12 protein-coding genes are annotated in these 11,967 nt (G+C 71.9%); 5 read left to right on the forward strand and 7 right to left on the reverse strand.

Features of this window, described 5'->3' with window-relative positions:
- Positions 1-67 precede the first annotated feature (67 nt).
- The 3 genes from ACFC0G_RS13565 to ACFC0G_RS13575 form a co-directional block, all read right to left on the reverse strand.
- Positions 68-2,506, reverse strand: coding sequence for a protein kinase (locus ACFC0G_RS13565; RefSeq protein WP_376401994.1), 2,439 nt, complete (start codon positions 2,504-2,506; stop codon positions 68-70).
- Positions 2,507-2,614: 108 nt separating this feature from the next.
- Entirely contained in the window at positions 2,615-3,112 is a 498-nt protein-coding gene (gene greA, locus ACFC0G_RS13570) for a transcription elongation factor GreA (protein WP_376401997.1), read from the reverse strand.
- A gap of 189 nt (positions 3,113-3,301) precedes the next feature.
- Entirely contained in the window at positions 3,302-3,703 is a 402-nt protein-coding gene (locus tag ACFC0G_RS13575) for a DUF4307 domain-containing protein (RefSeq protein WP_376402000.1), read from the reverse strand.
- Positions 3,704-3,801: 98 nt separating this feature from the next.
- On the opposite strand from ACFC0G_RS13575, the gene mca reads away from it, so the two are divergent.
- From mca to ACFC0G_RS13590, 3 genes are all read left to right on the forward strand, one after another.
- Positions 3,802-4,683, forward strand: a complete 882-nt coding sequence (gene mca / locus ACFC0G_RS13580) for a mycothiol conjugate amidase Mca (protein WP_376402002.1) — start codon at positions 3,802-3,804, stop codon at positions 4,681-4,683.
- Position 4,684: 1 nt separating this feature from the next.
- Positions 4,685-4,915 carry a hypothetical protein gene (locus ACFC0G_RS13585; RefSeq protein WP_376402005.1) on the forward strand — a complete coding sequence of 77 codons (231 nt, stop codon included), beginning with the start codon at positions 4,685-4,687 and terminating at the stop codon, positions 4,913-4,915.
- A gap of 213 nt (positions 4,916-5,128) precedes the next feature.
- Positions 5,129-7,162 carry a thioredoxin domain-containing protein gene (locus ACFC0G_RS13590; protein WP_376402008.1) on the forward strand — a complete coding sequence of 678 codons (2,034 nt, stop codon included), beginning with the start codon at positions 5,129-5,131 and terminating at the stop codon, positions 7,160-7,162.
- Positions 7,163-7,224: 62 nt separating this feature from the next.
- On the opposite strand, the gene ACFC0G_RS13595 is transcribed toward ACFC0G_RS13590, so the two are convergent.
- The 3 genes from ACFC0G_RS13595 to ACFC0G_RS13605 form a co-directional block, all read right to left on the reverse strand.
- Positions 7,225-7,632: a rodlin gene (locus ACFC0G_RS13595; protein ID WP_376402011.1), complete on the reverse strand. Its 408-nt coding sequence runs from the start codon at positions 7,630-7,632 to the stop codon at positions 7,225-7,227.
- 97 nt (positions 7,633-7,729) lie between these two features.
- Positions 7,730-8,770: an LCP family protein gene (locus ACFC0G_RS13600; protein ID WP_376402015.1), complete on the reverse strand. Its 1,041-nt coding sequence runs from the start codon at positions 8,768-8,770 to the stop codon at positions 7,730-7,732.
- Positions 8,771-9,165: 395 nt separating this feature from the next.
- Positions 9,166-9,576 carry a rodlin gene (locus ACFC0G_RS13605; RefSeq protein ID WP_376402018.1) on the reverse strand — a complete coding sequence of 137 codons (411 nt, stop codon included), beginning with the start codon at positions 9,574-9,576 and terminating at the stop codon, positions 9,166-9,168.
- A 219-nt stretch (positions 9,577-9,795) separates the two neighbouring features.
- Here ACFC0G_RS13605 and ACFC0G_RS13610 point away from each other — a divergent pair, with 219 nt between their 5' ends.
- On the forward strand, positions 9,796-10,209 hold the full coding sequence (locus ACFC0G_RS13610) for a rodlin (RefSeq protein ID WP_376402021.1): 414 nt from the start codon (positions 9,796-9,798) through the stop codon (positions 10,207-10,209).
- 176 nt (positions 10,210-10,385) lie between these two features.
- The gene (locus ACFC0G_RS13615; RefSeq protein ID WP_376402024.1) at positions 10,386-10,619 is read left to right on the forward strand and encodes a chaplin; all 234 of its coding nucleotides are present in this window, start codon (positions 10,386-10,388) and stop codon (positions 10,617-10,619) included.
- Positions 10,620-10,686: 67 nt separating this feature from the next.
- Here ACFC0G_RS13615 and ACFC0G_RS13620 read toward each other — a convergent pair whose 3' ends face one another.
- The gene (locus ACFC0G_RS13620) at positions 10,687-11,943 is read right to left on the reverse strand and encodes an FAD-dependent oxidoreductase (RefSeq protein WP_376402382.1); all 1,257 of its coding nucleotides are present in this window, start codon (positions 11,941-11,943) and stop codon (positions 10,687-10,689) included.
- Positions 11,944-11,967 lie beyond the last annotated feature (24 nt).

The following is an 11,967-nucleotide window of genomic DNA, read 5'->3' on the forward strand; positions in this document are numbered from 1 at the left end:
CACTTGAACGGAGTCACTTGAACGGGTCACTTGAGTGAGGTCACGTGAGCGGGTCACTTGAGCGGCGTCACTTGGGGAGTTCGACCGACGCGACGGCGCCCTTGTCGAAGACGACGTACGCGATCCCGCCCACCGGCAGGACCTCCGGCTGCCGGATCTGCGCGGCCGAGAACGTGCCCCAGTTCGGGTCGTAGTCCTCCTCCTCGGCGCGCGCCCCCGGCGCCCCCGGCAGCGCCGTGACCTTGAGACCGCCGGGCGTGCCGTCGGCGCCGAGCCGCACGGTGTAGAGCGAGGAGTAGTCGGCGTACACGGCCTGGTCGCCGGCGAGCAGCGGCGCGGACCAGTTCTGGGCCAGGCCGGCCGGAGCCGCCTCGGCCGGGAAGGAGGCGAGCGTCTCGCCGGTGCGCGGATCGAGGATCCGCAGGCCCTTGTCCCAGGCCGCGACGGACCGCGGACCGATCGCCGTGGGGACGGTCCTGCCGAGTGCGCCGGGAAGCGACGCCTTCGTGGCGAGGGTGCGGGCGTCGAGCAGATGCAGGTCGGCCTTCTGGCCGGTGTTGGCGCCGTGCGTGATGTCGGCGCAGTACGCCGACGCGCCGAGCACCCGGACTTCCTCGCAGTCCTTGGCGTCCGGGTCGACCTGCCCGAGCTGGGTGCCCTTCCTGCCGTCGTACGCGACGAGCCCGCCCTGGCTGAGGCCGTAGACGATCCCCCGGGAGTAGGCGAGGGGCTCGTACGCCTTGCGCTCGGCCATGGAGATCTGCCCGTTGGTGAGCTCCTTCGACCAGAGCTGCTTCCCGTCGGCCAGGGAGAACGCGGTCAGGGCGGCCCGGACCCAGTTGACGTCCTGCGCCACCTCCGTCGCCGCGTAGACGATCCCGTCGGCGACGACGGGCCGCGTCGCGAAGAAGCCCTGCGGCCCCTGCGCGGGCTTCTCCCAGCGCACGGCGCCGGTGCGCGCGTCGCGCACCTGGAGGGACTGCGCGGCGACGAGGACCACGCTCCCGTCGTGGACGGTGGGGCGCGTGGCGCCACCGGCCGCGTGGGGGAACCCCTTGCCGGTCACGTAGGTCTCCGGCGGCGAGTTCTCGTCGCGCGGGACGTCCCACAGCTTCTTCCCGCTCGCCGGATCCAGCGCCTCGTACCGCCCGTCCGTCGTCCGGCAGACCAGCACCTTCTCGTTGGCCGAGCAGCCGAACGCCGGCGCGGTCAGCTTCGCCTTCCACGGCTTCCAGCCGGCCGGCCGCTGCGCCGCGTTCTGCGGGACGACCCCGGAGGCGTCGGCGAGTCCCCGGTCGTCCACGCCCGGGATGCGGGGCGCGGCGGGCGGGGCGGCCTTCGCGGGAGTCTTCGGTTTCTTCGCCTCGCCGTCCGGCCACAGCAGATACGTGCCGAGGCCCCCGGCCACGACCGCGAGCGCCAGGACGGCGGCGAGCACCCGCCCCCGCCGCCCCCGACGAGAAGGCGCGGGCGCGGTGGGAGCGGATACCGGTGCCTGCGTCGGTACGGAGTGCAGCCCGGGCACTCCGGACGTCACCACGGGCCCTCGCGGATCGACCGCCGGCGCGGGCGCGACCTCCAGGAGCGGCCCGCCCGAGGCGACGAGCTGGGCGAGCTCCGTCCCGTACTCGCCGATGTGGTCCCGTACGCCTTCCGGCCACGGGAAGCGGCTCCCCGCGTCCGCGCCGAGCAGCTCGGCGAGCTCGCCCGGCGTGGGCCGGTCCGCCGGATCCAGGGCCAGGCAGGCGGCGACGGTCCCGCGCAGCTCCTCCGGCACCCGGCTCAGGTCGGCCTCGGCCTGCGAGACCCGGTAGAGGACGGCGGCGAGGGGCCCGTCGCCGAAGGGGTCCTCGCCGGTCGCCGCGTAACAGAGGAGCGAGCCGAGGCAGAAGACGTCGGAGGCGGCGGACACGCGACGGGCCCCGGCCACGTGCTCGGGGGACATGAAGGCAGGGGTGCCGACCATCACTCCCGTCGCGGTCATGGTGGTGGCGGTGCTGCTGCGGGCGATGCCGAAGTCGATGAGGCGGGGGCCGTCGACGGAGAGCATGACGTTCCCGGGCTTGAGGTCCCGGTGCAGGACCCCGGTCCCGTGCAGGTCGGCGAGGGCGCGGGCGACCCCGGCGCCGACGGCGCGCACGGTGGCGACGGGCAGCGCGCCGCCGCGCCGCACGGCCTGGGAGAGGCTGGGCCCGGGGACGTACGCGGTGGCCAGCCAGGGCACCTCGGCGTCGGCGTCGCCGCCGACGGGTGCGGCGGCGTACGGGCTGGAGACGAGGGCGGCGACCCGGATCTCGCGCCGGAACCGGTCCCGGAAGGCGGGATCACCGGCGACGTCGCGCCGCACCGTCTTCAGGGCGACGAAGACCCCGTCCTGCGACGCGTCCCGTCCGTCCCGCGCGAGGAAGACCTCGCCCATGCCGCCGGCGCCGAGCCGCGCCAGCACCTCGTACGGTCCGATCTGTCGTGGTGTGCCCTCACGCAGCGGTCCCAGCACTGTGCCCATCCCCCCTGATGACGCAACGTCAGGCCGCATCATTGCATGTGCATGCAAGACAAAGGGCCGGACCCCGAGGGGTCCGGCCCGTCACCCGAAGCCGGGAAATGCGGTGGCTCAGACGCCGTACGGCCTGGCGCTGAGGATCTTCACCGTGGCCTTCTTGCCGTTCGGCAGCTCGTACTCGGCTTCGTCCCCGGCCTTCTTGCCGTTGACGCCGACGCCGAGCGGCGACTGCGGCGAGTAGGTCTCGATGTCGTCGCTCGCGTACTCGCGGGAGGCGAGCAGGAAGGTCGTCGTGTCGTCCTCGTCGCCGTCGAAGGCGATCGTCACGACCATGCCGGGCTCGACGACGCCGTCGTCCGCCGGGGCCTCGCCGACCTTGGCGTGCTCGAGCAGCTGGGTGAGCTGGCGGACCCGGAGCTCCTGCTTGCCCTGCTCCTCCTTGGCCGCGTGGTACCCGCCGTTCTCGCGCAGGTCTCCCTCTTCGCGCGCCGCCGCGATCTTGGTCGCGATTTCGGTACGCGCGGGACCAGACAGGTACTCAAGCTCTCCCTTGAGCTTGTCGTACGCCTCCTGGGTGAGCCAGGTGACGTTGTCGCTGGTCTGGGTCACAGGTGCTCCTCGTAGGTACTGGGAATACAAAGCATCGCCCTACACGGACAGCAGGTGCTTCCCGTGCGGGCGAAACCACGAGCCTAACAATGAGTGGCGAAAAGCGGGAGGACATACATCATCAAGATGGCGTCAGCCCAGGTCACGCTCGTGACCCGCCGGGACTCGTCACCCGGTCCCTACCCACCGCTACTGCGCCGTACACCCCACGAGCTCGGCACTCGTCGCGTGCGCGGTCGTACGGAGCGTGAAGACGCTGTCGACGCGGCCGGCGGGGTCGTCGACCCGCACGTCCTTGCGGGCCACCTCGGTGCCGTCCTCGGCCCGCGACCGCAGCGTGCAGACGCCCTTGACGCCCTCGTCCTTGCGGATCTCCAGGTGCACCTGCACCTCGGTGGGGCTCACCACGTCGAACTTGATCATCTCGGCGCTGATCTTGCTGTCGATGACGTAGTACCAGCCGAACCAGCCCAGCATGCCGAGGAAGAGGACACCCAGCACCGCTCCGGTGATCCTGAGCTTGCGGTCGGCCCGCTCGTCCGCGGAGCGCCCGTAGCGCCCTTCGGGCAGCTGCTCTCGCACCGCGCTCATGGTGGATCCTCTCGAAGCCGGGGGTGGCGGAATTTTCACTCCCCCGATTCCGTCACTATAGAAGCCTCCCTCCGCGTCGAATCACTGAGGATCGAGTCTTGACCGAGCAACTGCGACTGATGGCCGTGCACGCCCACCCCGACGACGAGTCGAGCAAGGGTGCGGCCACGATGGCCAAGTACGTGTCCGAGGGGGTGGACGTCATCGTGGTGACGTGCACGGGCGGCGAGCGCGGCTCGGTCCTCAACCCCCAGCTTCAGGGTGACGCCTACGTCGAGGCGAACATCCACGAGGTGCGCCGCAAGGAGATGGACGAGGCCCGCGAGATCCTCGGCGTCTCCCAGGAGTGGCTGGGATTCGTCGACTCGGGCCTGCCCGAGGGCGACCCGCTGCCCCCGCTCCCCGAGGGCTGCTTCGCCCTGGAGGACGTCGACACGGCGTCCGGCGAGCTGGTCCGCAAGATCCGCTCCTTCCGCCCGCAGGTCGTCACGACCTACGACGAGAACGGCGGCTACCCGCACCCCGACCACATCATGACCCACAAGATCACGATGGTGGCCTTCGACGGCGCGGCCGACGCCGAGAAGTTCCCGGAGGCCGAGTTCGGCCCCGTCTGGCAGCCCCTGAAGCTCTACTACAACCAGGGCTTCAACCGCCCCCGCACCACCGCCCTGCACGAGGCGCTGCTGGCCCGCGGCCTGGAGTCCCCCTACGGGGAGTGGCTGGAGCGCTGGAGCGAGTTCGAGCGGAAGGAGCGGACGCTGACCACCTTCGTGCCCTGCGCCGACTTCTTCGAGATCCGCGACAAGGCCCTGATCGCCCACCGCACCCAGATCGACCCCGACGGCGGCTGGTTCCGGGTCCCGATGGACATCCAGAAGGAGGTCTGGCCGACGGAGGAGTACGAGCTCAGCAAGGCGCTGGTCCCGACCTCCCTCCCCGAGGAAGATCTCTTCGCGGGCATCCGCGACAATGCCTAGCATGAGCGCACACCTGGCACTGACCCAGCTTGTCCCCTTCGCCGCCGAAGAGCTGGACAAGAACAAGGTGACCCCCGGCGTCCTCGGCTTCGTCGTCTTCGCGGTCCTGGCCGTCGCGGTCTGGCTGCTGATGAAGTCGATGAACCGCCACATGGGCAAGGTCGACTTCGAGGAAGCCCCGGAGACCGCCGCGGACACCCCGGCGGCCGCGTCCGGCGCCCCCGGCAAGTAGCGGACGACGCCCCCTGTCCCGTACCCCTGGCGGTACGGCACAGGGGGCGTCCACACGCCCGCCCCGTCCGGTGCCGCGTCGACGATCGGCCGGCTCCCGACAGAAGGTTCACGGACGGTGCCGTTCTCGTGGCGGCGCCCCGCCGGGAGCGGCCCCGGCTCGACGGGGGAGGGATCCCGCGCGGGGCCGCGGCGGCAGGGCAGGATGGGGGCCATGCCGAACCGACTGGCCCATGAGACCTCCCCGTACCTGCTTCAGCACGCCGACAACCCGGTCGACTGGTGGCCCTGGTCGGCCGAGGCCTTCGAGGAGGCCCGCCGCCGCGACGTCCCGGTGCTGCTCAGCGTCGGCTACAGCTCCTGCCACTGGTGCCACGTGATGGCGCACGAGTCCTTCGAGGACGAAGCCACCGCCGCCCTGGTCAACGAGCACTTCGTCGCGGTCAAGGTCGACCGCGAGGAGCGCCCCGACGTCGACGCGGTCTACATGGAGGCCGTCCAGGCCGCCACCGGCCAGGGCGGCTGGCCGATGACCGTCTTCCTCACCCCGGACGCCGCCCCCTTCTACTTCGGCACGTACTTCCCGCCGGAGCCCCGCCACGGCATGCCCTCCTTCCCCGACGTCCTGGAAGGCGTCCGCGGCGCCTGGGCCGACCGCCGCGACGAGGTCGGCGAGGTCGCCGACCGGATCGTCAAGGACCTCGCGGGCCGCTCCCTCGCCTACGGCGGCGACGGCGTCCCCGGCCAGGAGGAGCTCGCGCAGGCCCTCCTCGGCCTCGTCCGCGAGTACGACGCCACCCGCGGCGGCTTCGGCGGGGCCCCCAAGTTCCCGCCGTCGATGGCCCTGGAGTTCCTGCTCCGCCACCACGCCCGTACGGGCTCCGAGGGCGCCCTCCAGATGGCCGCGGACACCTGCGAGGCCATGGCCCGCGGCGGCATCTACGACCAGCTCGGCGGCGGCTTCGCCCGCTACGCCGTCGACCGCGCCTGGGTCGTGCCCCACTTCGAGAAGATGCTGTACGACAACGCCCTGCTCTGCCGGGTCTACGCCCACCTGTGGAGGGCCACCGGCAGCGACCTGGCCCGCCGGGTCGCCCTGGAGACCGCCGACTTCATGGTCCGCGAGCTGCGCACCCCCGAGGGCGGCTTCGCCTCCGCCCTCGACGCGGACTCGGACGACGGCACGGGCAAGCACGTCGAGGGCGCCTACTACGCCTGGACCCCCGAGCAGCTGACCGCCGTCCTCGGCCCGGAGGACGCCGCCCTCGCCGCCGCCCACTACGGCGTCACCGAGGACGGCACCTTCGAGCACGGCAGCTCGGTCCTCCAGCTCCCGCAGGAGGCCGGAGTCGCCGACGCCGGCCGGATCGCCTCGATCGCGGCCCGGCTCCTCGCCGCCCGCGAGGAGCGCGAGCGCCCCGGCCGCGACGACAAGGTCGTCGCCGCCTGGAACGGCCTCGCGATCGCCGCCCTCGCCGAGACCGGCGCGCTCCTCGACCGCCCCGACCTCGTCGAGCGCGCCACCGAGGCCGCCGACCTGCTCGTCCGCGTCCACATGGACGAGACCGCCCGCCTCACCCGGACGTCCAAGGACGGCCGGGCCGGCACCAACGACGGGGTCCTGGAGGACTACGCCGACGTCGCCGAGGGCTTCCTCGCCCTCGCCGCCGTCACCGGCGAGGGCGCCTGGCTCGACTTCGCCGGCTTCCTCCTGGACCTCGTCATCGACCGCTTCACCGGCGAGGGCGGGGCGCTGTACGACACCGCCCACGACGCCGAGGCCCTCATCCGCCGCCCGCAGGACCCCACGGACAACGCCGCTCCCTCGGGCTGGACCGCCGCCGCCGGAGCGCTCCTCTCCTACGCCGCCCACACCGGCTCGGACGCCCACCGCGCCGCCGCCGAGGGAGCCCTCGGCGTCGTCAAGGCCCTCGGCCCGCGCGCGCCCCGCTTCATCGGCTGGGGCCTGGCGGTCGCGGAGGCCCTCCTCGACGGGCCCCGCGAGATCGCCGTCGTGGGCGTCCCCGCCGACGCGGCCTTCCAGGAGCTGCGCCGTACCGCGCTCCTGGCCACCGCCCCCGGCGCGGTGGTCGCGACGGGCGCCCCCGACAGCGAGGAGTTCCCGCTGCTGAAGGACCGGCCGCTGGTGGCCGGCGGGGCCGCCGCGTACGTCTGCCGTCACTTCGTGTGCGAGGCCCCGGTCACCGACCCGGCGGAGCTCGCCGAGTCCGTGAAGGCCTCGCACTAAAGGGGACGGCCCCGCCACCCCTCCGAGGAGGGACGGCGGGGCCGCCTGCCGAGCGGCGTCGCTCAGCTGTTGCCGGCGCCGTTGCCGGACAGCACGGGGATGTCGCTGAGGATGTGCGACAGCGGCTCGTCACCCTTGGCCTGGGTGGAGTTCTCGGTGCACTGCTGGTTCTGCGGGGAGGACAGGACGTTGACGTCCTGGACCGCGATCGGGATGAGACCGATGAGCGAACCGGCGTTGACCTTGGCCGGGAGGCCGATGCACGGCTTGTTCAGGGAGCCCTGGACGAGCGCGAACTGCGGGCTCATGTTGCCGTACGTGGCGGAGTTGCCGAACTCCTGGTGGGCACCGTTGCCGCTGAGCGAGGTGGTGCCGCCGTCGTCGGCGATGGCGAGCGCCTGCCCGGCACCCGCCGCCGTCGCGCCGAGAACCGACGCGGCCACAGCAGCCGTAGCCAACAGCTTCTTCATGAGGTAAGGCCTTTCGGATACTGGCTCGTGCTGAGTGCCGAGCCGTGCTGATCAACTGGTCAGAGGCCCGGAGGTTCCGCGAAGTCCTCCGGACGGCCTACGGGCAGATGAGCGAGGAACCCGCGGCGGGCCGGTACGCGGCGGCCGAGACCGTGCTGGGCGCGACGTCCCCGGCGGCGGGCAGCGGCCGGTCCTCGCGCAGCCGCCGGAAGACCTCCGCGGCCCCTTCCTCGTCCCAGGCGAGCGTCGACCCGACACCCTCGACGGTCGGGTTGAAGCCCCGTACGGGCACGGTCGCGAACTCCGTACGGTCCGGGGGCAGGTCCCGCAGCCGGCCGGCGAGCGTCAGCAGCTCCGCCGTCGAGATCCCGCGTTCGGCCGCCGCCGTCCCGCGCAGCGTCGCGGCGAAGGCCTCCAGCCGCTCCGGGTCGTCGAGGACTCCCTCGCGGAGCTGCTCCAGGGTGTTGACGACGAAGTTCTGCTGCTTGTGGATCCGGCCGAAGTCCATCTGCCCGTCCGCCTTGCGCGAGCGGACGTACTGGAGCGCCTCGCCGCCCCCGACGCGCTTGGTCCCGGGCTGGAGGTCGATGCCGGTGGAGGGGTCCTTCAGCGGCTCGGCCGTGCAGATCGGCACCCCGCCGTCGACGCGGTCCACGGTGTCCATGAAGCGCCGGAAGTCGATCTCCAGGTAGCGGTGGACGGGGAGTCCGGTCATCGACTCGACGGTCTCCACGGCGAACGGGGAACCGCCCTCCGCCCAGGCACTGTTGATCTTCGCGGGGTGGGCGGCGTGCACCTTGCCGGTCCGCCGGTCGCGGTGGTCGGCGGGGAACGAGGTGAGCGAGTCGCGGGGCAGACTCACGACGTCGACCCGGTCGTTCGCCGCCGAGACGTGCACGAGCATCATCACGTCCGTGCAGTCGCATCCCGGACCACCCAGCCGGAAACGTTCCTTCTCCTCCGCGGTGACGCCCTTGCGGGTGTCGAGGCCGACGACCAGGAGGTTCAGTCCCCGCTCCGGGGACGGGAGTTCGCTCGGCGCGGCGGCGAGCGCTCCGGGAACGAGGGCGATGACGGCGGTGAGGGCAGCGGGAGCGAGCAGCAGCCGCCGTGTCCGCTTCGGGCGCGGGGAATTCATGCCCGCACGCTAATTCGACCCCGCTCGTACAGAGGTGCCCGACGCGACATGGGCCGAGCGAATCACTCTCCTGCGGCGCCTGTGTAATCCTGTGTAATGATGCGTGAATCGCAGCGGAAGGAGCGAAGATGGCGCCGGGTCCCGGGAAATGGGAACGGATGGCCTTCATTCCGAAGAGCCGATATGTGAGTGACCAGCCGACCGTCGACCGCACACCGTTCCCGGTCTATTCGGCACTGGTGACACAGTGGGTGCAGGCGGGGCGCACGGTACCGGGAATGCCGGACCGGGAATGGGAACGACTGATGGCCACCCCCGTCTGGCCGCGCCCGTAGCGCGTACGCACACGAAAGGGGCCGCCCTGGCAGGGCGGCCCCTCGTGCGTGCGCGGAACGTCAGTTGTTGCCGACGCCGTTGCCCGACAGGACCGGGATGTCGTCCAGGATGTGCGACAGAGCCTCGTCACCCTTGGCCTGGGTGGAGTTCTCGGTGCACTGCTGGTTCTGCGGGGAGGACAGGACGTTGATGTCCTGGACGGCGATCGGGATGGCGCCGATGAGCGAACCGGCGTTGACCTTCGCCGGGAGGCCGATGCACGGCTTGTTCAGGGAGCCCTGAACGAGCGCGAACTGCGGGCTCATGTTGCCGTACGTGGTGGAGTTTCCGTACTCCTGGTGGGCACCGTTGCCGCTGAGCGAGGTGGTGCCGCCGTCGTTGGCGATGGCGAGCGCCGGGGTCGCCATCGCGGCGGAGACGCCGACGATGGAGGCGGCTGCGGCCGCAGTGGCCATAACCTTCTTGATCACGGGAGTTCCCTTCTAGAACCGGCTCCGTGCAGGGAGCCCCCTGATCAACTGGCCCCGGACGCCGGGGTTCCGCTGTGTCACCCCCTTGGCGGAGCGCACGCGGCAGCGCGAAACGGGGGTGCCAGTCGAACGAGTGAAGGGCCGGAACCAAAGGCCCCGGCCGCAGTTGATCCCGTCGCATCAATCAGGTCGATTGGTGGGAACAGGAACGGAATCACCGTGATCAAGAAGATTATGGCGGCTGCGGCTGTGACGGCCTCTGTTGTCGGCGCTTCCGCTGCGGCGGCCTCTCCGGCGCTCGCCATCGCCAACGACGGCGGCACCACCTCGCTCAGCGGCAACGGCGCCCACCAGTCCTTCGGCAACTCCAAGACCGCCGGTGACATGAGCCCCCAGTTCTCGGCGATCCAGGGCTCGCTGAACAAGCTCTGCGTCGGTGCTCCGGTCAAGGGCAACGTGGGCTCCGTCGTCGGCGTCCTCGTCCCGGTCGCCGTCCAGGACATCAACGTCCTGTCCTCCCCGCAGAACCAGCAGTGCGCGGAGAACTCCACCCAGGCCAAGGGTGACGAGCCGCTGTCGCACATCGTCGAGGACATTCCGATCCTCTCCGGGAACGGCGCCTACAACGGCTGAGCCACACCGCGCTCGACAGGGCCGGAGGGAACGTCCGCGTTCCCTCCGGCCCTGTTTCGTGCGCGCAATGGAGTGAAAGAGACGACGTCGCCGTTGTTTCGGTTTCCTTTGTGACGCGTGTTCGTTGTGTGGTGTGCAGCGGAAATGCATTCCGCCAAGGAAAGGATCCAGACGCAATGAACTGTAAGAAGGCCGCGGCCGTCATCGCCGGTATCGTCATGGCCATGGGTGTGGCGTCGCCCGCCTTCGCGGACGCGGACGCGCACGGCGCGGCCATCGGTTCGCCGGGCGTCCTGTCCGGCAACGTCGTCCAGGTCCCGATCCACATCCCGATCAACGCCTGCGGCAACAGCATCAACGTCATCGGCGTGCTGAACCCCGCGTTCGGCAACTACTGCATCAACGCCTGAGTCCCAGCGGCACGCAGGCACAGGGGCCGGCCCCGGAGAGCACCCGCTCCCCGGGGCCGGCCCTCGCCTATGCCCCGACGGCGGCCCTCTCGCCCGTACGGGGCCGGCCCACCGTGCCGCGCCGGGCGCCCGACCGCAGCCGCTGCCGGACCCCCTTCACCAGCCGGCCCGCCGTGTACTCGGCGCCGAAGACGAACCGCATCGACGGCCCGTACGACGGGGCCGTCAGCAGCCCGGCGAGGAAGAGCCCCGGCCACGAGGACTCGAAGAGGCCGCCGACCTCAGGCGCGCCGACCGCGCCGACCGTCCGCAGCGCCCCGCGCAGCGCCGGATCGAGCATCCCCGCCCGCTCCAGGCTCGGGGTGAAACCGGTCGCCGCGACGACGTGGTCGGTCTCCAGGACCGTCGAACCCCCGGGCCCGTCGACCTCCAGCCGGAGCCGCTCGTCCCCGGTCACCGTCGCCGACGTGATCCGCTGCCCGAGCCGTACGTCCCCGACCGCCGCGAACCGCTCGCGCAGCCACCACGCGCCCGCCGGACCGAGCGCCGAGTCGAAGATCCGCTCACGGGTGGCGGCCGGCAGCCGCCGGAAGATCCCCGGGGTGTCCGCGTAGAGCTTGTTGTGCCAGCCGCAGCCGAGGCCCGTGTGCGGGGCGCGCACCGAGGGCCACAGGCCGCGGTCGAGGGCCGGCGGCAGGGTGTTCCAGTTCAGCCGGTCCGCGCGGGCGACGATCCGGACCGCGGCGGCGCCCTGCTCGGTGAGGAGCGCGGCCGTCTCCAGGGCGGCCTGGCCGGCGCCGACGACGGTCACGTCCTGCCCGGCGAAGCGGTCGAGAGCGCCGTGGTGGCTGGAGTGCGTGACGTACCGCCGGGGGAGGCCGCGCAGCGGTCCGGGGATCTCCGTGAAGGGCAGGACCCCGACGGCGAGCGCCACCGTCCGCGTACGGACCCACTCACCGTCCTCCGTCCGCAGTGCGAAGCCCCCGGCCGCGGGCCCGACCGAGGCGATCAGGCGCTCGTCGAGCGCGGGCACGGCCTGGCGGGCGAACCAGTCGCCGTAGGAGGCGAAGAAGCCGACCGGGAGCGGCACGCCGTGCTCGGCGCGGACGCCCCGCGTCACGGCGTACGCGTCGAGCCCGTACGCCCCTTCCGGGTCGGAGAGGTGGGAGGCCCAGGGCTCCGACTTGAGGAACATGCCCGCGGGCATGGCGTGCCAGGACTCCATCGAGCGGCCGAAGGTCCGCAGCTCCAGACCGCGGGCCGCCGCGTGCGCGGCCACGGACAGACCGTAGGGTCCGGCCCCGACGACCACCAGGTCGTACATCGACTTCGACATCGTGCCTTCCGC

This window comes from Streptomyces sp. NPDC056169, assembly GCF_042268445.1.
Lineage (GTDB): Bacteria > Actinomycetota > Actinomycetes > Streptomycetales > Streptomycetaceae > Streptomyces.